Here is an 18,363-nt window from a genome sequence, read left to right as displayed (position 1 = left end):
CAACCGGACTATGAATTAGCCCTGGGATGCCTTGGCAGCCGCGGCGCCGGCGGGTGGCCAGCTGGTCTCTCGGCTCGGGGATCGTGTGCTTGATCTGGCGTCTGCGTAGGTGACGCCGCTTGCGGCGTGACGAATAGGCCTCATCGCCTCCGACATGGTCGGGCCGGGTGCGCGGTCGTCCACCAGCCTGCTGGGGCACGCGGATCTCTTCCAGGACGGGAATCATCTGCGGTGCGGCTCCCCACTGGGCGGGCGTGATGACAAACCCGAGCGGGCGGCACCCGCCTTCCCCGGCAAGGTGGATCTTGCTCGTGAGTCCACCTCGCGAGCGTCCCGGCGCCGCATGGGAAGGGGGTCTTGATGTTTCTTTCCCACATTCGGGCAAGCAGGGCCGGGTTCGGTTCGCTCGGGTTCGGGGTCATGCCTCGTCGGGCTGGGTGGTGATTGGTGTTTGGCCCTCTTGGTGGGGCTTGCGGGAGGGGCGTTCCAGGGCGTGGCGGAGCTTCTGCTTGATGGTTTCGGGTGGGGGTGCCTGGGTCTCTTCCTGTGTGTGGACGAGGCGGGCGGTGCTCACGCGGAGGTGGCATTCACGGTGGCGCTGCTTCAGGTGGACGAGCCAGGTGCCGTCCGGGGTGAGGTAGGCCCGGCGGGCAGGTACGTCGCCGGGAGTGGCGTAGCTCGCCAGGAAGGACGGCATGTGGTTGAGGGCCGCGTCTTCGGCTGCGGCGAGGGCCTGTTCCACCGGGCCGGTCACGGGGTGGCTGGCGGTCAGGGTCCAGCGGTGCAGTTTGAAGACGACACCTTCGGCGTGACGCGTCGTGCGGGTGTCCTCCTCGATGAGGACGTACCACTGGTCGGCAGTCATGGCCGGAGCCTAGACCGGCAGACGTCGGCGGCGCTTGGGGTTCCGTGGTCGAAGGGTGATCGTTTTGGTGGGCGGACAGAGATTGGGTGGGGTGGGGGGTGCATACGTCCGATCGCATTCCGCCGGCCTCTTTTGGGGTGCGTGGGGCGGCGTGCGTCAGAGTTGGGAGCCGCCTGAGGCGTCGAGGCGTTGGCCGGTGATCCACTGGGAGTCCGGGGACGCGAGGAAGGCGACGATGCCGGCGATGTCGGCGGGCTTGCCGATGCGTTCGAAGACGGACAGGCGGGCCAGGTCTTCGGCCTCCTCCGGGGTCGTACGGAGTTTGGCGTTCATGTCGGTCGCGACGAAGCCCGGGGAGACGGTGTTGACCGTGATCCCTCGGGGTCCGAGCTCCTTGGCGAGGGTGAGGGTGAGGGTGTCCATCGCGCCCTTGCTCATGGAGTACACGACGGACTTCGGGTAGGCGATGCGGGTGGCGGCGGAGGAGATGTTGACGATCCGGCCGCCTTCCCGCATGCGGGTGAGGCCTTCCTGGATGACGAAGAGGAGTGCCTTGACGTTGACCGAGAAGATCTTGTCGATCAGTTCCGGGGTGACCTCGTGGATCCTCGCCGAGCCGCTGACGGCGGCGTTGTTGACCAGGATATCGAGCCCGGGATCGAGGCCGAGGCGGGCCAGTTCGGAGTCGAGGGTGGCGTAGAGGGCCTGGGCGTCGCCGGGGACGCCGAGCGGGGCGTGGAGGGGGAAGGCGTCGCCTCCGGCGGCGCGTATGGAGGTCACGACGTCGTCGGCAGCGGCGCTGTTCTGTCCGTAGTGGACCACCACGAGCGCGCCGTCGGAAGCCAGGCGCTCGGCGATGCCTCGGCCGATGCCGCGGCTGGCACCGGTGACCAGCGCGGTCCGGCCGGCGAGCGGGCCGGGCGCGGTGATCGCCTGGGTCTGGGGCTTCGGGGAGGGGGGCGGGGGTGTGGGGGAGTACGTCAAGGTAAGCGCCGTTCTGGACCTGAGCCGGGTGGGCTCGTGGTCGATTGCATGACTGGTTGTCGACCAAGCCTACGGATCTTCCGCAGTAAAATCCCGGGCGGCCGGTTTTTCAGGATGATTGGTGGACCGATGACCCATGCTCGCCAGGCGTGTGCAGCACCGCTCCGGCTGGTGATCACCGGTGCCACCGGCTTCATCGGTACGGCGGTGATGTCCGAACTCGCCAGGGTGCGGGGCGAGGAGTCTGGTTCCGCCTCGCTGCACCTGCGGGTGGTGGGCCGGGCGGCCTCGCGGGCGGCCGCGGCCGGCGACGAGTGGGTCCGGGCCGACCTGTCCGATCCTGGGTCGCTGCGCGAGTGCTGTGCGGGAGCGGACGTGCTGCTGCACCTGGCTTCGGTGATCGGCTCCGACGAGCGGCAGTGTGCCGCGGTCAACACCGAGGGGACCGCGGCGTTGATGGCGCAGGCGCGCCGGGCGGGTGTCGGGCGGATCGTCCACCTGTCCACGGCGGCCGTCTACGGCCAGGGGCCCCACCGAGGGATCGCGGTGGACGGTGTCGCTCCCGCGCCGGTCTCGGCCACCAGCCGGACGCGTCTGGCGGGGGAAGGGCCTGCGTTGGCCGCGGGGGCGGTGGTGCTCCGGCCCAGTTTGGTGATCGGGGCCGGGGACCGGTGGGTCGTGCCGGGGCTGGGGCGGCTGCTGGAGGCCACCGGGGCCATGTGGGGAGGCGGACGGGCTCTGCTGTCCCTGGTGGCCGTCGGGGACCTCGCGCGGCTCGTCGTCCGCCTCGCGCTCGGTCACGGCCCGGACGGGGGGAGCGTCTGGCACGCCAGTCATCCGGAGCCGGTGGCGGCGGGGGCTCTGGTTCGGGCGCTCACCGGGCGGGGGATCCTGGCTCCGGTGGAACGGGACCTGCCCGAGGCGGAGTGTCTGGAGCGGTTGGCGGCTTCGGGGAGCCGGATGAGTCCGCGGCAGTTCTGGATGCTCGCGCAGGACCACTGGTACGACAGCGCGGGGATCTGGGAGGCGGCCGGCTGTACGCCCGGGCCCGGGCCGCTGGCCTGTCTGGACGAGGCGGGGTTCTGGTACCGGGAGTACATGGGGCGCGCGGGTCTCGGGTGAGTGGGCGGTCGATGGGGGCAGTTCAGTCCCTGTTGGGTTTTCGGGTTCTCTTCGCGGGTGGCGCCTTCGCGGCCGTTCGGTCCCTGGGTGTTCGGTCCCTGGGTGGTTTTGGGGGGTGGGGGCCCTCCCTCGGTACTCCCTCCCTGACAAGGGGCTGAAGCCCGGTTCGGACCCTTCGGTCCCTGTCCCTTCAGTCACTGCACAAACCTGCAGGTCAGCCGGGTGCACCCAGGGACTCAGGGACTGAAGGGACTCAACTTCGTAGTTATGAGCCACATATACACATGCGGTCTTCTTATATGCGCGCGCATACACACACACGCATGAGGACTGGAAGTAGTGATTCTGAGTCCCTTCAGTCCCTCAGTTTTGCCTTACACCGCTCTGACCTGCATGTTTGTCAAGGGACTGAACCGGGAGGGACTGAACGAGGGTCTGGGCCTTCAGTACCTGGGGAGGTAAGGGTTTGTATGGGGTGGTTTGAGGCTTGGCGGTGCGGTGCCCCCGGGGCAGGTCCAGCGCGACACGCCCGGGAGTGCAGTGGGACGGAAGAGAGAACGTTTGGGGACGTACCGGCGTAGAACCTCAGGGACCGAGGGACTGAAGGGACTCAAGTCTCGATACAGCGGACGTCGAGCCCGACCGGCCGGTACCTCTGCGGTAATCTCCGAGATAGTGAATCTTCAGTCCCTCTGGTCCCTGCGATGCAGGGTCCGGGACGGGAGGAATCGTCCCTAACCGCGCGTCAAGGAAGAGCCAGTGCCCGTCTACTCCGAGCATCCGCCACAAGGTGTGAGTGGCGGGACGGCACTGGACGTGGCGATCTGGATGGCCTCGCAGGGGTATCCGGTCCACCCGCTTGCTCCAGGGACCAAGACGCCGGCCCCGAACTGTTCCGACTGCCGGGGGAGCCGCCATGCCCCGCAGGACTGCTTGTGCCCCGGGCAGGGCCGCTGGTGCCACGGGTTCCACGCCGCGACCACGGACCTCCGTACGGTGCGCCGGTGGTGGCAGGCCGAGCCCGGTTTCGGGATCGGGGTGTCGTGCGGGCCGGCCGGGCTCGTGGTCATCGACGTCGACGCGCACACGGACACCCTGCCCGACCGGCAGCGGCTGCTGCCCGGCATCCCCATCGACGACCGTGTCGACCTGACCGGACTGCAGAGCGGATTCGACACCTTGGCGCTGCTGGCCGCCTACCGTTCCCGGCCCAACCCCTGCGAGGACACCTCGACCCTGCGGGTGCGCACTCCGTCCGGAGGGATGCACGTCTGGTACCGGGCGCCGCGCGGCGGTCCGGGGTTCCGGTGTTCCAGCGGCTCGAGTTCGAAGGTGGCGCTCGCCTGGCAGGTCGACGTCCGTGCCGTCGGCGGGTACATCGTCGCGCCGACGACGCGCACGGCCGCCGGTGTCTACGAGCCGTTGCCGGGGGCCCGGCAGCCCGCCGCCCTGCCGCTCTGGCTGGCCGCCGAACTCTCCCGTACCGGCCACACGGTGGAAACGGCGCCGGTGGCCCCCCCAGCGCCCGCAGAGGGGCCTGTGAGGGCTTCTGAGGGCCCTTCGCGGGGTCGGCGGCCCCGGCAGCAGGCCGGGAGGCTGCTCGGGCCCCTGCTGGACGAGGTACGGGCCTGCGGGGCCAGCCCTGAAGGCACCGCGTTCAGCGAGAAGCTCAACAGGGCCGCCTTCACGGCCGGGGGGCTGGTCGCCTCGGGCCATCTCACCGCCGGAGAGTGCCGGGACCTGCTCCTGGAAGCCGCGAACCACGCACGACCCCACCAGCCGCGCCGGAACGTCCTCATCGTCGAGGCAGGGCTCCGCGCCGGAAGCGACCGACCGATCCACCCCAAGGAACGCCCATGAGCAGCGCCGGAAGCACGGGGTTCAACGCCCAGGCCGCGGCCGAACAGCTCGCCGCGTTCACCACGGAGGCCGCCGCGCCCCCGGGCCGGAGGCTGCCCGCGCAGCAGAAGCAGGGCGGAGCACCGGCGGCCGGGGGCGGCAGCGACTTCATCTCGTCGGGCTTGCTGCAGAACCTCACCGACCGCGGTAACGCCAAGCTGTTCGCGCATCTCCACCACAACCGGTTCCGTCATGTGGAGGGACTGGGCTGGTACGTGTGGGACGAGTACAGGTGGAAGCGCACGGGCGGGGAGAAGGCCGCGATCTGGGCGGCCGGCGACATGGCGGAGGATCTGCCGGGGCATGACCCGCGGGGGTTCTTCACCGACCGCGAACTCGTGCAGCACCGCAGACGGGCCATGTCCACCTCGGGTGTGAAGGCCATGCTCACGCAGGCGAAGGCGTCGCCCGAGCTCGCGCTGGACCCGGACACCCTGGACGGCGACAAGTACGCCCTGTGCACCCCGGCCGGTGTCGTGGACCTGCGTACGGGCGATCTGCACAAGCCCGACCCGACCCGGGACCTGCACTCCCGTGCCACGCACCTGGCGCCTGAGGCCATGCCGACGCCGCGGTTCCACCTGTTCCTCAACCAGACCTTCGGCGATGACGACAAGGGCAAGGAGATGATCAATTTCCTTCATCTCCTGCTCGGCTACTCCATCACCGGTGACGTCGGCGGCCAGGTCCTGCCGTTCCTCTACGGGGTCGGTGCCAACGGCAAGTCGGCTCTGCTGGACGTGGTGATCAAGATCCTCGGCGATTACGCGGACGTGGCCCCGCCGGGCTTCCTCATGGAGCGCGGCAAGTTCAACGAGCACTCCACCGAGTTGACCGAACTCCATGGGCGGCGGCTGTTCGTGTGCAGCGAGCTGAAGCCGCACGACAAGTTCGACGAGGCCCGCGTCAAGCTCCTGACGGGTGGTGACCGGCTCAAGGCCCGGCGGATGCGGCAGGACTTCTTCAGCTTCGAGCCGACGCACAAGCTGTGGCTGCTGGGCAACCACCGTCCGGAGGTCGGCACCGGCGGGCACGCCTTCTGGCGGCGGATCAGGCTGATCCCGTTCGAGAAGGTCGTCCCCGACCACCGCAAGATCGACAACCTGGCGGAGACGCTCGTCCAGGAGGAGGGGCCGGGCATCCTCCACTGGATGATCCAGGGGGCCAAGGCCTATCTCGCGGGCAAACCGGCGCTGACCGGGCCGAGCGTGGTGCGTTCGGCCACCCAGGCGTACGCCACCACCGAGGACCACATCGGGCGGTTTCTCGGCGAATGCTGCACGACCGGGGTGGATCTGCCGGATCCTCGTGACCTCAAGGTCGAGCAGGGAGCCCTCTACCGTGCCTACAGTGCCTGGTGTCTTGACGGTGAGGGACTGCGTCCGGCGACCACGCGCGCGTTCGCCACGCGGATCCGCGCCGAGGTCGGCGTCGCCTCGCCCAATGAGATGCTCCGTTCGAACGGGCAGAAGTTCTATCCCGGCCTGGCCCTCCTCGCCGACGAAGAGCCGACGCCGCGCGAGGCGAACAGGGCAGGCACGACCTGACTGGCCGACGTGTGCCGCCGCCCCGGGGCGGGCACGCCTACGATGGACAAGGACGATGAACAGACCCACCAGTCGGCTGTGGCCCGCAGGGGCCGGTCGCATACCGGAATCGGCGCCGTTCGCGGCGTGGAGGAACCAGGGGCCCGGAAGGGCCGACGTGAACGAGGAAGGACCCAGGCCATGAGCTCGCTACTGACAGCAAGCGATCTCGCCCACGAGGTCAAAGTGGTGTGGCTGGAGGACCCCGAAGAACTCGACTACGTGCGCCAGGCCCTGGACAAGACTCCTCGCCGCCGGGGGAAGCCGCGCTACCACCGTGACGGGCGCATGATCGGTTTCACCGAACTCGGTGAAACTGCCGAGGCGGACCCGGACAGCGGTCTGCAGAAGCGGCGCGTCTTCTACCTCCTGCCGCACGACCGGGACGCCGAGCCCCACGGCCTGTACCGGGAGGGCGCGCCGGGCGAGGCCGTGGACCCGCGGACGATCGAGCCCCGGCAGGTCGGCAGGAAGACGGAGCGTTCGCAGCGAGGGCTGTCCACGCCGACTGTTGCCTGAATTCGGTCCCTTCGGTCCCTCTGGTCCCTTGGGTCCCTGCCCGGCGGTTTCGGTCCCTGCCCGGGGGCCGCTGGTTTCCGGCGGGGGTGGGGGTGGCCGGAAGTGTTCGAAGGTAATGGCGAATTTCGGTCCCTTGAGTCCCTTCGGTTCCTTTGGTGCGGGTCAGAAGGCGAAGTCGACGTAGTCGATGTCCGTGAACTCGACCAGCAGGCTCGTCGCGCGGGCGCCGTTGTCCTTGAAGTAGATCTCCTGGAGGGCTTCGGCCGCGATCTCGCGCAGCCGGGCTTCGGCGGCGCCGGACTCCTGGGCGGCGAAGAGGCGGGCCGCGTACTCGGGGGGCAGGTGCTGGGTGATGCGGCGCATGCGACCGTCGTCGGTGGTGCCGGGGGCGGCGGTGAAGCCGAAGCGGGCGCGGGTTTCGATGACCAGGCCGGTGGCGGTCGCGGCCCGGTCGCGGGCGCGCTTGCGGACCAGGGGCTGCCAGCGCCTGCGCACCTCGGTCTCGAGACGGGCGGCGAGTTCGGGCTTGGGCTGCCGGATCTGGTTCTTGACGTAGCGCTCGACCGTGCGCTGGGAGATGCCCAGGGCCGTGGCGACGGCGCGGGTGGTCTTCAGCTGTTTCAGCAGGAAGCGCATCTGGGCGCCGGCCGACTTGGGGATCGGGCGGGTGAAGTGAAGTGTGTCGGCCTTGTCGAGGCTGTCGGAGATCTCTGACATGGGTTACTCCCCGTCTGCCGCTGCGTCGTGGCCCTTGATGTGGCGGGCGGGGTTGAGGTGTTCGTCGAGCAGCTGGACGGCCCAGAGCAGGCTCTGGGTTCCCTCGTGCTTGACCATGCCGGGGCTGACGCCGAGGCGGAAGCCGCCGGGGAGGGGCTTGCCCTCGGGGGTACGGGGGAGGAAGTCGAGGGGGCTCGGGCCGTCGGAGAGGTAGACGGCGCAGTCCGAGAGGACCGCGACCGGGTGCAGGCCCGCGGTGGTGGCGAGCTTGTTCATCTTGCGGTGCATGTTGACGCGGGCCGTGGCGATGACCGCGGCGCGGATGTCGGGGCGCCACGTGGGGCGTTCGAGGGCGGGCCAGCGCTCGCCGGGGCGGTAGCCGGCGCCCTGGGGGCGTTCGCGGAGCTTGCCGATGCCGCCCTTGACGGTGGACTTGATCGCCGAGAGGACGGCGGCGGGGACGGGGCTGTGGTGCTCCGAACGGGCGTCCATGGCTTCGAGGAACGCCTCCTCGGTAAGGGCCGGGGTGATGCCGAGGTCCGCCATCGTGGCCATGTACGCGTCGCGGAGGCGGGTGTACCAGGCATCGAGGTAGGGACCGTGGTCGAGGCGGAGCCAGGCCTCGGTGGGGTGGACCTCGTGGCCGAGCTCCTGGGCGTAGGCGAGCGTCGGGGTGGCGTACCAGGCGGGGCCGGCCGGCGGTTTGCCGTGGGGGGTGAAGGGGCTCGGCAGCCGGGGGTCGAGGGAGAGGGAGGAGAGGTCGGCCAGCCAGCAGCCGGGGGTCTTCGGGTCGAAGCGGGGGCTCGTACGGTGCGTTGCGGGGCCCAGGCCCACAGTGAGGCGGTTCGCGGCCGCGGCGAAGGCCATGTTCACGTCGACGCCGACGGCGTGGGTGCGGGCGCATTCGGCGTCGGTGAGGAGCTCCGGATCGCGGATCCAGTCGTACGCCTCCTCGTCGAGGACCTGGTCCGGGGTGCGCTGGTGGGAGCGGGGGTAGAGGGCGGCGACCACCGGGTGCTCGTCGGGGGCCTCCGGGGGAGCGGGGTCGACGGGCTGGGTGAGGGAGCCGGCGACGGGGGCGGGCTCCCAGGCGTTGGTCTCGGGGTTGCGGGCCGCGCGGGTGGGGGGGCGCAGGGCCGTCATGAGTTCGAGGCCGGTGACGGCGGTGGAGCCGCGGGGGGTGAGGACGCGGGTGGCGTAGGTGGTGAGGAGCGCGGCGAGTTCGGGGGCCGGGAGTTCGGCGGTGTCCTCGCCCCAGGCGCGGGGGTCGAGGGCGCCCCAGGGGAGGACGGCGAGCTGGACGCACTGGCGGCCGGTGGTGGGGGTGGCCGGCCGGTAGATGCGCGCCCAGGGGCCGAAGCCGCGGCGGGTGAGCTGCCACTTGTTCCTGGTGAGCTGCTTGATGACGGGGTGGTTGTCGGGGAGGCGGAGGCCGCGGCGGTCCTCGAGGGTGAGGGGGAGGCCGAGCTGTTCCACGGCGGCGGGGGTGAGGACGAGGAGGGGGTCGCCGTCCCTGCCGTTGCGGTGGAGGCGGGGGGAGCGGAGGTTCGCGGTGGGGCCGAGGGCCCAGGCGATGAGGGCGGGGAGGTCCTTGGTGGGGTGGTCGAGGATCAGGCCGCCGGTGGTGTGGGCTTGGCCGGTGCCGTCCAGGACGGCCAGAGGCTGGGCCGCCGGCTCTGGGGTGGGGGCCTGCGGCGCTGTTCCCCTACCCGCCCCTTCCCGAAACTGGGGCTCCGCCCCAGGCCCCGGGGGGGTCTGGCCCTTCGGGCCGGGGGTGGGGGGTTCGCCTGCGGCGCGGGGCGCGGCCGCGGCCGCGTCGGCGGTGGGGGCTGGGGGGTGCGCCCCGGTGCCGGTGGGGGGGAGAGAGGGCGCGGGGGCTTCCGCGTTAACGGCGTTAACGGTGGGGGCGGGGTCCGGGGGAGTGGCGCCGTTAACGGCGTTAACGGCGTTAACGGGGGCAGGGGGGTGCTCGGGCGTGGGGGTGTTAACGGCGTTAACGCCGTTAACGGGGTGGAGGGTGGAGAGGCCCTCCAGGAGGCGGGCGTAGGCCGCGCGTTTGGGGGGGCGGGGGGCGGTGCGGCCCGTTTCCCAGGAGGTGACCGTTTCGCGGCGGACGAACAGGGCCTTGGCGATCTGGTCCTGGCTCAGGCCCGCGGCCTCGCGAAGGCGCTTGCGTTCGTCCGGGTGCGGGAGCGGGTCCTGGGCGGCTTCCTCGAGCAGCGCGTCGACCGCTGCGAAGAGGCTCTCTTGTTCGTTCGGCATGGGTACCTCCGAGGGCAGCCTATGCGAATCGCACCAGTAAACGCACATGAAACACACGTGGGGGCGTTAACGGCGTTAATGCCGTCAGCGCCCCCGGCGTGGGTGGTGCCCTTCAGATACGGCTCATGAGCAGTTCCGTGACGGCCTTGAGGTCGTCCGGGGTGAGGTGTGCGGTGAGGGCGTCCGCGATCGTCTCCGGGGAGATCGTGGAGATCGTGATGCGGGGGGTGGGCGTGGGCGGAGTGGGGGCGGGTGGGGTGGGTGCGGTGGGGGAGGCGGGAGGGTTAACGGCGTTAACGGGCTGGGGGGTGCGTTGGCGGGGGGGATTGACCGTGTGGAGCGTTTCCTCCGCGGCAGCTCCCTGGGCCTCCTGGGGGAGGCGGCCGATGCGGCGGGCCGGTTCGACCTTGAGCTCGCCCGTCTCGACCTTCTCCTGGAGGGCCGGGGTGAGGTTCAGGAGGGTGAGGCGCTGGGAGACCCAGGCCGCCGTCTTGCCGAGGCGCTTGGCCACCTGGGCCTGGGAGCCGTGGACGTCGACGAGCTCCTGGAGGGCTCGGGCCTGGTCCATCGGGGCCACGTCCACCCGGTGGACGTTGGCGATCAGGGCCGATTCGAGGATGTCCGCCGCTGACGCGGACAGGGCGTCGTTCACGTGGATGTGCAGGGTTTTGAGGCCGGCCAGCTGGGCTGCCGCCAGGCGGCGGTTGCCGTCGATCACGACGTACGGGGCGCGGCCCAGGCCGTCGGTGGCGCCCGGGTGGGCCTCCATGAAGGCCATGCGGGTGGCGACGGCGAGGGGCTGGAGCTGGCCGCGGGCGATGAGGGACTGGGCCAGCTCGTCGATCTCCGTGAGGTCCTCGCGGAGGTTGAAGGGGTTGTGGGCGAGGGCCTCGATGGGGACCTCGGACGGCGGGACCACGCCGGAGGTGGGTGCGCCGGTGGCCTCCGCGATCGCCGCGCGGCGGGAGCTGACGCCGACCGGCTGGGCTCGGGCGAAGGAAGCCGAGACTCCGAGTTTGTCGGCCTTGCTGCTCATGAGATCTCCCGGGCGAGGGCGCGCAGGGCGACCGCTTGGTCGCCCTTGGGGGCGTAGACGAAGAGGGGCTGCTTCACGCGGACGGCTTCGCGCTGTTCCTTGAGGTCGGGCACGATGGCGACGACCCGCGGATCCTTTATGTCCATCCAGGCCTGGAGGGACGAGGTCGCGATGTAGCCGCGGCGGCCGTCGTAGAGGTTGACGACGAGGCCGAGGTAGTCGATGTCGAGGCTGAGGTCGTCGCGCAGGTCGTTGATCTGGGAGGTGAGGAGGTCGTAGGCGTCGGCCGAGGAGTCCTCCGCCTGTACGACGATCAGCGCGCCGGAGGCGCCCGGCTGTTCGGTGTCGCGGCGGCGCCCGTAGTAGATGGCGGCGTCCATGCTGAGGCCGAGGCTCGGGGGGCAGTCGACGAGGATGACGTCGTAGTCGGACTCGACGGGGGACAGGGCGCGTTCGAGGGCGGCCTCGCGGGCCCGGACGGTGGAGAGACGGACGTCGAGGAGGAAGGCGTCCGTGCAGGCGGGGAGGATGTGCAGCCGGTCGCCGAAGCGCTCGTCCGCGATGGGGACGATCAGGTCGGACAGGGGGCCCTTGGCCTCGCCGGCCATGTGGCAGGTGAGGCTGTCGCCGCCGATCGGGAGCGGCTGCTGGCCGAGCTGCTTGGTGAGGTGGCCCTGTGGGTCGAAGTCGATGAGCAGCACGCGCATGCCCAGGCCCGGGAGGTCTTCCAGGTCCAGGGGGTTGGCCACCGGGGCGGGGTCGGGGTGCTGTTCCTCGTCCGCCGTGAGCCGGGCGAGCTGGCGGGCGATGCGCACCGGGTGGAGGCTGGCCGGGTCCTCGGCGAGGGCCTCGGCCGTGCCGGCGGTGATGGCGGTCTTGCCGACTCCGCCCTTCTGGTTGCACACGATGATGCGCCGTACGACGGAGGGCCGCTTGACGGTGGGGGCCGGATTCAGCTCCAGCCAGAGGCTGACGGCCTGGGCGAGTCCCTGGATGAGAGAGACGCCGCGGTGCCTGGAGTCGGTGCGGAAGGACTCCCACTGGCCGGCGGGGAGCCAGGTGGAGAAGGATTCGGCGCCGGAGGTGTCGACGGGGGAGGGGGCCGAGGCGAGGGCGCTCCACTGACTGATCCCCTGGTGGACGGCATCCTGGATGTCCACCCGCAGTTGGGCGGTGCGGATTTTCAACTCCTGGCGCAGCCACGGGGGGAGTTTGGAGACGACCTTCTCTCGGTCGCTCTGAGACGAGGGTGAAGTCATGGGAGGGACTTTACTAACGTTCAGGGGTGCGCGTGGGCGCCACGCTTGGGTTTTGCTAACGAACTAGCGCCCTTTTGGCTCCGGATGCGCGACAGGGCGGCCTCGCACACGCCGTAGCGAGCACCCCCGTGGTTCACCACGGCGTATGCGAGGCCGCCCTGGAAACGCCGTCCTCAGGCGGGCAGAGCGAGTTCGGCCCGGCACTCGGGCGAGCCCGCCGGGTCGAACCGGGAGATCCTGTCTGCAGGGACGATCCCGGGGAGCACCAGGTTCCACAGGTCGACGACCCGTGCGTGGAGGTCGTCACGGCCGGTGCGGACGTGCGAGGTGACCTGGATGCCGGTGAACGCGCCGACCAGGAAGGTCGAGACGTCCTTCACGTTGAGCGACGGCAGGAGGTCGCCGCGTTCCTGGGCCGGTGCCAGGCAGGTGATGCTGGTCTCGATCCAGGTGTTGTACGGGGCGGGGTCGGGGCGGGTGAAGGAGCCGAACTCGACGACGAGACGGATGCCGGCCCGGATGCGGACGTTGGTGCGCAGCCCGAAGGCCATCTGGTGGGTCAGGTCTATGGCCGTCTGGAGCCCGGGGTCCTCGATGGCGGGGACGTCCTGGGAGACCTGGAACTGCTCGTCCATCAGGGTGCGGGCGAGGGCTTCCTTGGACTGGAAGTGGAAGTAGAGGGCGCCCTTGGTGACCCCGGCGTGCCGGACGACGTCGCTGAGGCTGGTGCCGTCGAATCCGGCGCGGTCGAAGGCGATGGCCGCGCCGTGCAGGATCGCCTGCCGGGTGATCTCCGCCCGTTCCTGCCTGGCCCGTGCCACGTGTGCGTCTCCTGATGGGGTTGGTGCGTGATCGACTCCCGCGGGTCAATGTAGGCAGGTCGCGGCTAAGAAAACCAGTCGACAGGTACTTTTTGGCGGGCGGGCGTTAACGGCGTTAACGGCGTTAACGCCGTTAACGGTCCCGGCTCGGGAGGGGAGGGTGTTAACGCCGTTAACGGTCGGGCTCGGGCGGGGGCGTTAACGGCGTTAACGCCGTTAACGGTCGGGGCGTTAACGGCGTTAACGGGGTGGGGCGGGCGGGCCTAGCATCGGGGCCATGAGTGATCTTGGCGAAGAGCTGCGCGCGTTCCGGCTCGATGTGGGGCAGGGGGAGCTGGACGATCTCGGTGCGCGGCTGGGGCGGGTGCGGTGGCCCGACGAGCTGCCCGGGGTCGGCTGGGCGTACGGGATTCCGCTCGGGGAGATGCGCGAGCTCGTGGAGTACTGGCGCGGCACCTACGACTGGCGGGCGGCCGAGGCGCGGCTGAACGAGTGGCCACAGTTCACCACGGTCATCGACGGGGCCACGGTGCACGTCGCGCATCTGCGGTCGCCGGAGCCGGGGGCCAGGCCCCTGCTGATGACCCACGGCTGGCCGGGGTCGTTCGTCGAGTTCCAGCGGGTCGCCGGTCCGCTCACCGATCCGCGGGCGCACGGCGGGGATCCCGCGGACGCCTTCCACCTGGTGCTGCCGAGCATTCCCGGCTTCGGGCTGTCCGGGCCGACGACGGAGACGGGCTGGGAGTTCAAGCGGGTCGCGCGGGCCTTCGGGGTGCTGATGGAGCGGCTCGGGTACGAGGCGTACGGGGTCCAGGGCGGCGACTGGGGGGCCGCGATCTCGCGGGAGCTGGGGCGGATCCGGCCGGAGAACGTGGTCGGGGTGCACCTGAACCTGCTGCCCGGGGGAGGGGTGACCGCGGAGCCGGGCGCGGAGGAGCTGGCCGTGCTGAGCCCGGCCGAGCGGGAGCGGACCCTCGCGTCCTGGGAGCGGTACCGGGTCTGGGCGCGTGAACGGCAGGGGTACGCCGACATCCAGGCGACCCGGCCGCAGACCCTCGCGTACGGGCTGAACGACTCGCCGGTGGGGCTGCTCGCCTGGATCGGGGAGAAGTTCGCCGAGTGGAGCGATCCCCGGTGCCCGGTCGACCGGGACCAGATGCTGACCAACGTGATGCTGTACTGGCTGACCGGGACCGCCGGATCGGCTGCCCGGATCTACTACGAGCGGGCGCACGCCGGCTACTTCGGGCAGCCGCCCGAGGTGTCGCGGACCCCGACCGCGCTGGCCGACTTCCCGCGGGACAACTTCATCCCGCTGCGGCACGTGGCCGCGCGGACCGACAACATCGTGCGCTGGACCTCGTACGACCGGGGTGGGCACTTCCCCGCCATGGAGGTGCCGGAGCTGCTGGTGGGGGACGTGCGGGCCTTCTTCCGGCAGGTGTGACGGCCGCCCGGCGCCCCCACCGGCCCGTCAGGGCTGGGGCTTGCCGCCCGCGCGGTTCACGGCGTCGAGGGCGAGCTGCCACGGGAAGTGGGGCGGGGCGTCCGGGCCGGCGGGGCCGGGGGTGAAGCCGCTCTCGCCGTAGAGGAGTTCGACTCCGGCGGTGCGCAGGACGGCCAGGGACTGGTCGAACTGGGGGTGGGCGGCGAGGGCGGCGTTCGTGCAGGGCATGGCGACGACGGGGGTGCCCTTGCCGATGGCCTCGGCGGCGACGCCGACGACGAAGCGGTCGGTGAGGCCGAGGGCCCAGGAGTTCACCGAGTTGAACGTGGCCGGGGCGAAGAGCAGGGCGTCGGCCGCGGGCCATACGTCGTCCTCCCCGGGCATCTTGTACTGCCAGCGCACCGGGTGGCCGGTCAGGGCGGCCAGTCCGTCGAGGCTCCCCGCCACCCAGTGCGCCGCGGTGGGGGTGAGCCCCAGGCAGACGTCCCAGCCGCGGGCCTGGGCGTCCTCGATCACATGGGCTACGTCGAAGACGGGCGGGGCCGCGGAGCAGAGCAGGTAGAGAGTCTTCGTGGTCATGTCACCATATGATCATATTGCTGGACCTCAACCATGCTTGAGGGTGTGGACGCTTCGAGGCCGGTGACGGGGCGGGCGGCGGGCGGGGCCGCGGTGAGACGCTCGCGTATGGGGTTGAGCTCTTGGACTATGTCGCGTCTCATGCGGCCGGACTTGACTGTCCTCATGACGCAGACGACGAACAACCCCACGCAGGGCGCCGCGCAGCCGACCACCCTCGTCATCGGGGGCACCGGCAAGACCGGGCGGCGCGTGGCCGAGAAGCTCACCGCCCAGGGGCGGCCGGTCCGGGTCGGATCCAGGAGCGGGACCCCGGCCTTCGACTGGAACGAGCCCGCGGGCTGGCCGGCCGCGCTCGAGGGCGTGGACCGGGTGTACGTGACCTACTACCCCGACCTCGGGTTCCCCGGCGCGGCCGAGCAGATCGGCGCGTTCGCCGTGGCGGCCGTGGCCGCCGGGGCGCGCCGGCTGGTGCTGCTCTCCGGGCGCGGGGAGGAGGCCGCGCAGCGCGCCGAGGACGCGCTGAAGGCTTCGGGCGCCGACTGGACCGTCGTACGGGCCAGCTGGTTCAACCAGAACTTCGACGAGAGCTTCTTCCTGGAGCCCGTACTGGCCGGTGAGATCGCGCTGCCGACCGCGGACGCCGTCGAGCCCTTCGTCGACACCGACGACATCGCCGACGTGGTCGTGGCCGCGCTGGGCGACGACCGGCACATCGGCAGGACGTACGAGCTCTCGGGCCCGCGCCTGCTCAGCTTCTCCGACGTCGCCGCCGAGCTGTCGAAGGTGACGGGACGGGAGATCGCCTACGTGCCGGTCTCCGACGAGGACTACCGGGCGGTGTTGCGCGAGAACGGCCTGCCGGAGGAGTTCGCCGACCTCTTCGCGCTGATCCTGGACGGGCGCAACGCGCACCTGGTGCACGGGGTGCAGGAGGTGCTGGGGCGTCCGCCCCGGGACTTCGCCGACTTCGCCCGGGAGGCGGCCGCCAGTGGGGTCTGGGACGTACGGTCCTGAGATGGACACGCTGACCGGTCTCCTCGAAGGCCCCAACGCCCGGGGCGCCTTCCTCCAGAAGTCCCTCCTCAACCCGCCGTGGGCCATGCGCATCGAGGACCGCGCCCCGCTGTCGGTGGTGACCATGGTGCGCGGATCGGCGTGGCTGCTGCCGGACGTGGGGGAGCGGGTGCGGATCAGCCCCGGGGACGTGGCCCTGGTCCGGGGACCCGCGCCGTACACGGTGGCCGACGCCCCGGGCACCCCGGTGCAGATCCGGGTGGGGCCGGACCAGCGGTGCAGTACGCAGGCGGGCGAGGACGTCAGCGAATCGATGCTGCTGGGCGTCCGGACCTGGGGTGAGGGGCATCAGGACGAGGGGTCGGCGGTGATGCTGAGCGGCACCTACCAGGCGCCGAGCGAGATCGGGCGCCGGCTGCTGGGCGCGCTGCCCACGATCGTGGTCCGGCCGGCGGGGGCCGCGGACGCCACGCTGATCGCCCTGCTCGCCTCGGAGATCTCCCGGGACGAGCCGGGGCAGGACCTCGTCCTGGACCGGCTGCTCGACCTGCTGCTGATCGGTGTGCTGCGGGCCTGGCTCGCGGCCCCGGGGTCGGGGGCCCCGGGCTGGTACCGGGCGCAGAGCGATCCGGTGGTCGGCCCGGCGCTGCGGCTGCTGCACGAGGATCCGGCGCACGGGTGGACGGTGGAGGAACTCGCGCTCAGGACGGGGGTCTCGCGGGCCTCGCTGGCACGGCGGTTCACGGGCGTGGTGGGCGAACCGCCGGTCGCCTATCTGACGGGCTGGCGCCTCGCGCTCGCGGCGGACCTGCTGCGCGAACCGGAAGCCACCGTCGCCACGGTGGCCCGGCGGGTCGGGTACGGCAGCGCGTTCGCGTTGTCGACGGCGTTCAAGCGGGTACGGGGTGTCAGCCCGCAGCAGTTCCGTTCGGGGGCGGTGGCCGCGGTGGGGGATGCGGTGGGGGATGCGGCGGGGGATGCGGCGTGCGGGCTGCCGCGCACGCTGGTCCTCACGGAGCCGGCCCGGGAGAGCCCCTAGGACGGGGCCTGGGACGGGGCCTGGGACGGGGCTTGGGGCAGGAGGAGTTCGCCGACGCGCTGGTCGCCGCTGAGCTCGCCGGTGAGGCGGAAGCCCAGGCCCAGGTAGAAGGGCTCGGGCGTGCCGGCGCCCGGGTCCCAGGTGACGTACGCGCGGGAGGCGCCGCGGCGGCGGAGCTCCTCGACGACCGCGGCGACCGCGAAACTGCCGTAGCCCTTGCCCTGGTGGGCGGCGGCGATGTTCAGGCGCCAGAGGCCGGAGCGCCGGTCTGCGGGGTCGCGGGCCGGGTCCCACTGGATGTCGAGGAAGGCCATGACGAAGCCGACGACCTCGTCGCCGTCGACGATGGCCCGGGGCCAGGCGACGTCCCCGTGGACGTACGCCTCGGCCAGTGACTTGACCACCGGGGAGACGAGGTGCGCCTGATCGGGGCGGACCTGTATCGCGCACACCGCGTCGACGTTCGCGGCGGTCACGGGCTCCAGGCGGCAGGCTGAGGTGCTGATCATGCGATCAGCGTAGGGCCTCCGGCGGTCCGGAAGCACCGGAGATTGCCGGAACTGCCGGACGCGCCGGGGGCTCGTGCTAGGCGCTCTGCCCGTGCAGGACCAGCGCCCACGCGAGGAGGCCGAGCGACGCCGTGGACAGCACCGTCCGCCACACGTTGGCCCGTACCCACGGCTGTTCGAAGGCGCGGCGGACGGCGGACGGGTCGGCGATCCGGTCGACGGGACCGGCCTGTTCCAGGGCGTTGTTCAGCGGGATGTTCACCCGGGCCGTGATGCCCATCGCCAGGACGCAGCAGACGAACGCGCCGATCACCGCGGGCAGTACGTCGCGCCCGCCGGCGGGCAGGGACAGGGCGAGCGCCAGCCCGGTGAAGACGAGGGAGCCGACGTAGCCGAGCAGGAACCAGCCGTTGAGGATGGCCACGTTGATGCGCTGCATCACCTCGATGACCGTCCGGTCGTCAGTGCGCCGCAGGCCCGGCATCACGGACACCGAGAACCCGTAGAACAGGCCGCTGACGAGGCCCATCGTGATCGTCGCGGCGATCAGGGCCGCGAACCGTGCCGTTTCCACGCCGGTCTCCCCGCTGTCGTCGAAGCACGCGCCGAAGTGCTCGGCGAGCAGTCGTCGAACGGTCAAGTCCCGCCGATCATAGGGGTATGACCGGCCGTAGTCTGGGCGCGGCGTGCAGGCCGTGCAGG

Annotated in this window: 17 protein-coding genes and 1 pseudogene; 7 read left to right on the top strand and 11 right to left on the bottom strand. The window is 71.2% G+C overall.

The window, feature by feature from the left end:
* Positions 1-28: 28 nt before the first annotated feature.
* The 3 genes and pseudogenes from ACTVZO_RS45140 to ACTVZO_RS45130 form a co-directional block, all read right to left on the bottom strand.
* A pseudogene (locus tag ACTVZO_RS45140) lies at positions 29-340 on the bottom strand (transposase); the annotation flags it as partial.
* Positions 341-418: 78 nt separating this feature from the next.
* Positions 419-865, bottom strand: coding sequence for a hypothetical protein (locus ACTVZO_RS45135; RefSeq protein WP_443304430.1), 447 nt, complete (start codon positions 863-865; stop codon positions 419-421).
* A gap of 156 nt (positions 866-1,021) precedes the next feature.
* A complete protein-coding gene (locus ACTVZO_RS45130; RefSeq protein WP_443304451.1) occupies positions 1,022-1,795 on the bottom strand; it encodes an SDR family oxidoreductase in 774 nt (257 codons plus the stop codon).
* A gap of 183 nt (positions 1,796-1,978) precedes the next feature.
* Between ACTVZO_RS45130 and ACTVZO_RS45125 the strand changes: the two genes are divergently transcribed.
* The 4 genes from ACTVZO_RS45125 (at position 1,979) to ACTVZO_RS45110 (ending at position 6,975) form a co-directional block, all read left to right on the top strand.
* Complete coding sequence (locus ACTVZO_RS45125) at positions 1,979-2,971, top strand: NAD-dependent epimerase/dehydratase family protein (protein ID WP_443304429.1); 993 nt, start codon at positions 1,979-1,981, stop codon at positions 2,969-2,971.
* Positions 2,972-3,787: 816 nt separating this feature from the next.
* Positions 3,788-4,831, top strand: a complete 1,044-nt coding sequence (locus ACTVZO_RS45120; protein WP_443304450.1) for a bifunctional DNA primase/polymerase — start codon at positions 3,788-3,790, stop codon at positions 4,829-4,831.
* Positions 4,828-6,417: a DNA primase family protein gene (locus tag ACTVZO_RS45115; RefSeq protein ID WP_443304428.1), complete on the top strand. Its 1,590-nt coding sequence runs from the start codon at positions 4,828-4,830 to the stop codon at positions 6,415-6,417. The genes ACTVZO_RS45120 and ACTVZO_RS45115 overlap by 4 nt, the downstream gene beginning before the upstream one ends.
* Positions 6,418-6,597: 180 nt before the next feature.
* The gene (locus tag ACTVZO_RS45110) at positions 6,598-6,975 is read left to right on the top strand and encodes a DUF6009 family protein (RefSeq protein WP_443304427.1); all 378 of its coding nucleotides are present in this window, start codon (positions 6,598-6,600) and stop codon (positions 6,973-6,975) included.
* A 162-nt stretch (positions 6,976-7,137) separates the two neighbouring features.
* Here ACTVZO_RS45110 and tpg read toward each other — a convergent pair whose 3' ends face one another.
* The 5 genes from tpg to ACTVZO_RS45085 all read right to left on the bottom strand — a co-directional run bounded on the left by tpg (position 7,138) and on the right by ACTVZO_RS45085 (position 13,070).
* Complete coding sequence (tpg, locus tag ACTVZO_RS45105) at positions 7,138-7,692, bottom strand: telomere-protecting terminal protein Tpg (RefSeq protein WP_443304426.1); 555 nt, start codon at positions 7,690-7,692, stop codon at positions 7,138-7,140.
* Positions 7,693-7,695: 3 nt separating this feature from the next.
* The gene (gene tap / locus ACTVZO_RS45100) at positions 7,696-9,954 is read right to left on the bottom strand and encodes a telomere-associated protein Tap (RefSeq protein ID WP_443304425.1); all 2,259 of its coding nucleotides are present in this window, start codon (positions 9,952-9,954) and stop codon (positions 7,696-7,698) included.
* A gap of 112 nt (positions 9,955-10,066) precedes the next feature.
* A complete protein-coding gene (locus ACTVZO_RS45095) occupies positions 10,067-10,990 on the bottom strand; it encodes a ParB/RepB/Spo0J family partition protein (protein WP_443304424.1) in 924 nt (307 codons plus the stop codon).
* A complete protein-coding gene (locus ACTVZO_RS45090; RefSeq protein ID WP_443304423.1) occupies positions 10,987-12,249 on the bottom strand; it encodes a ParA family protein in 1,263 nt (420 codons plus the stop codon). The genes ACTVZO_RS45095 and ACTVZO_RS45090 overlap by 4 nt, the downstream gene beginning before the upstream one ends.
* A 173-nt stretch (positions 12,250-12,422) precedes the next feature.
* Positions 12,423-13,070: a ScbR family autoregulator-binding transcription factor gene (locus ACTVZO_RS45085; RefSeq protein ID WP_443304422.1), complete on the bottom strand. Its 648-nt coding sequence runs from the start codon at positions 13,068-13,070 to the stop codon at positions 12,423-12,425.
* A 277-nt stretch (positions 13,071-13,347) separates the two neighbouring features.
* On the opposite strand from ACTVZO_RS45085, the gene ACTVZO_RS45080 reads away from it, so the two are divergent.
* The gene (locus ACTVZO_RS45080; RefSeq protein WP_443304421.1) at positions 13,348-14,517 is read left to right on the top strand and encodes an epoxide hydrolase family protein; all 1,170 of its coding nucleotides are present in this window, start codon (positions 13,348-13,350) and stop codon (positions 14,515-14,517) included.
* Between the two features lie 27 nt (positions 14,518-14,544).
* Here the strand turns inward: ACTVZO_RS45080 and ACTVZO_RS45075 are convergent, their stop codons facing one another.
* On the bottom strand, positions 14,545-15,096 hold the full coding sequence (locus tag ACTVZO_RS45075; protein ID WP_443304420.1) for a flavoprotein: 552 nt from the start codon (positions 15,094-15,096) through the stop codon (positions 14,545-14,547).
* Between the two features lie 165 nt (positions 15,097-15,261).
* Here ACTVZO_RS45075 and ACTVZO_RS45070 point away from each other — a divergent pair, with 165 nt between their 5' ends.
* Together ACTVZO_RS45070 and ACTVZO_RS45065 are read left to right on the top strand one after the other, a co-directional pair.
* The gene (locus ACTVZO_RS45070; protein WP_443304419.1) at positions 15,262-16,113 is read left to right on the top strand and encodes an NmrA family NAD(P)-binding protein; all 852 of its coding nucleotides are present in this window, start codon (positions 15,262-15,264) and stop codon (positions 16,111-16,113) included.
* Between the two features lies 1 nt (position 16,114).
* Complete coding sequence (locus ACTVZO_RS45065) at positions 16,115-17,152, top strand: AraC family transcriptional regulator (RefSeq protein WP_443304418.1); 1,038 nt, start codon at positions 16,115-16,117, stop codon at positions 17,150-17,152.
* On the opposite strand, the gene ACTVZO_RS45060 is transcribed toward ACTVZO_RS45065, so the two are convergent.
* Both ACTVZO_RS45060 and ACTVZO_RS45055 read right to left on the bottom strand, forming a co-directional pair.
* The gene (locus ACTVZO_RS45060; RefSeq protein WP_443304417.1) at positions 17,149-17,661 is read right to left on the bottom strand and encodes a GNAT family N-acetyltransferase; all 513 of its coding nucleotides are present in this window, start codon (positions 17,659-17,661) and stop codon (positions 17,149-17,151) included. The two genes, ACTVZO_RS45065 and ACTVZO_RS45060, sit on opposite strands and share 4 nt — an antisense overlap.
* Before the next feature lie 76 nt (positions 17,662-17,737).
* Positions 17,738-18,301, bottom strand: a complete 564-nt coding sequence (locus ACTVZO_RS45055; protein WP_443304416.1) for an anthrone oxygenase family protein — start codon at positions 18,299-18,301, stop codon at positions 17,738-17,740.
* Positions 18,302-18,363: the final 62 nt, after the last annotated feature.

The organism is Streptomyces sp. IBSNAI002 (assembly GCF_052244475.1).
GTDB lineage: Bacteria > Actinomycetota > Actinomycetes > Streptomycetales > Streptomycetaceae > Streptomyces.
This window is presented reverse-complemented; position numbering and strand designations above follow the sequence as displayed.

Excerpts from the sequence above, each read along its gene's own strand:
- ACTVZO_RS45090 (WP_443304423.1), bottom strand. The coding sequence starts at position 12,249 with ATGACTTCACCCTCGTCTCAGAGCGACCGAGAGAAGGTCGTCTCCAAA.
- ACTVZO_RS45135 (WP_443304430.1), bottom strand. The coding sequence starts at position 865 with ATGACTGCCGACCAGTGGTACGTCCTCATCGAGGAGGACACCCGCACG.
- ACTVZO_RS45060 (WP_443304417.1), bottom strand. The coding sequence starts at position 17,661 with ATGATCAGCACCTCAGCCTGCCGCCTGGAGCCCGTGACCGCCGCGAAC.
- ACTVZO_RS45065 (WP_443304418.1), top strand. The coding sequence starts at position 16,115 with ATGGACACGCTGACCGGTCTCCTCGAAGGCCCCAACGCCCGGGGCGCC.
- ACTVZO_RS45070 (WP_443304419.1), top strand. The coding sequence starts at position 15,262 with ATGACGCAGACGACGAACAACCCCACGCAGGGCGCCGCGCAGCCGACC.
- tap (WP_443304425.1), bottom strand. The coding sequence starts at position 9,954 with ATGCCGAACGAACAAGAGAGCCTCTTCGCAGCGGTCGACGCGCTGCTC.
- ACTVZO_RS45075 (WP_443304420.1), bottom strand. The coding sequence starts at position 15,096 with ATGACCACGAAGACTCTCTACCTGCTCTGCTCCGCGGCCCCGCCCGTC.
- ACTVZO_RS45080 (WP_443304421.1), top strand. The coding sequence starts at position 13,348 with ATGAGTGATCTTGGCGAAGAGCTGCGCGCGTTCCGGCTCGATGTGGGG.
- ACTVZO_RS45125 (WP_443304429.1), top strand. The coding sequence starts at position 1,979 with ATGACCCATGCTCGCCAGGCGTGTGCAGCACCGCTCCGGCTGGTGATC.
- ACTVZO_RS45110 (WP_443304427.1), top strand. The coding sequence starts at position 6,598 with ATGAGCTCGCTACTGACAGCAAGCGATCTCGCCCACGAGGTCAAAGTG.
- ACTVZO_RS45115 (WP_443304428.1), top strand. The coding sequence starts at position 4,828 with ATGAGCAGCGCCGGAAGCACGGGGTTCAACGCCCAGGCCGCGGCCGAA.
- tpg (WP_443304426.1), bottom strand. The coding sequence starts at position 7,692 with ATGTCAGAGATCTCCGACAGCCTCGACAAGGCCGACACACTTCACTTC.
- ACTVZO_RS45095 (WP_443304424.1), bottom strand. The coding sequence starts at position 10,990 with ATGAGCAGCAAGGCCGACAAACTCGGAGTCTCGGCTTCCTTCGCCCGA.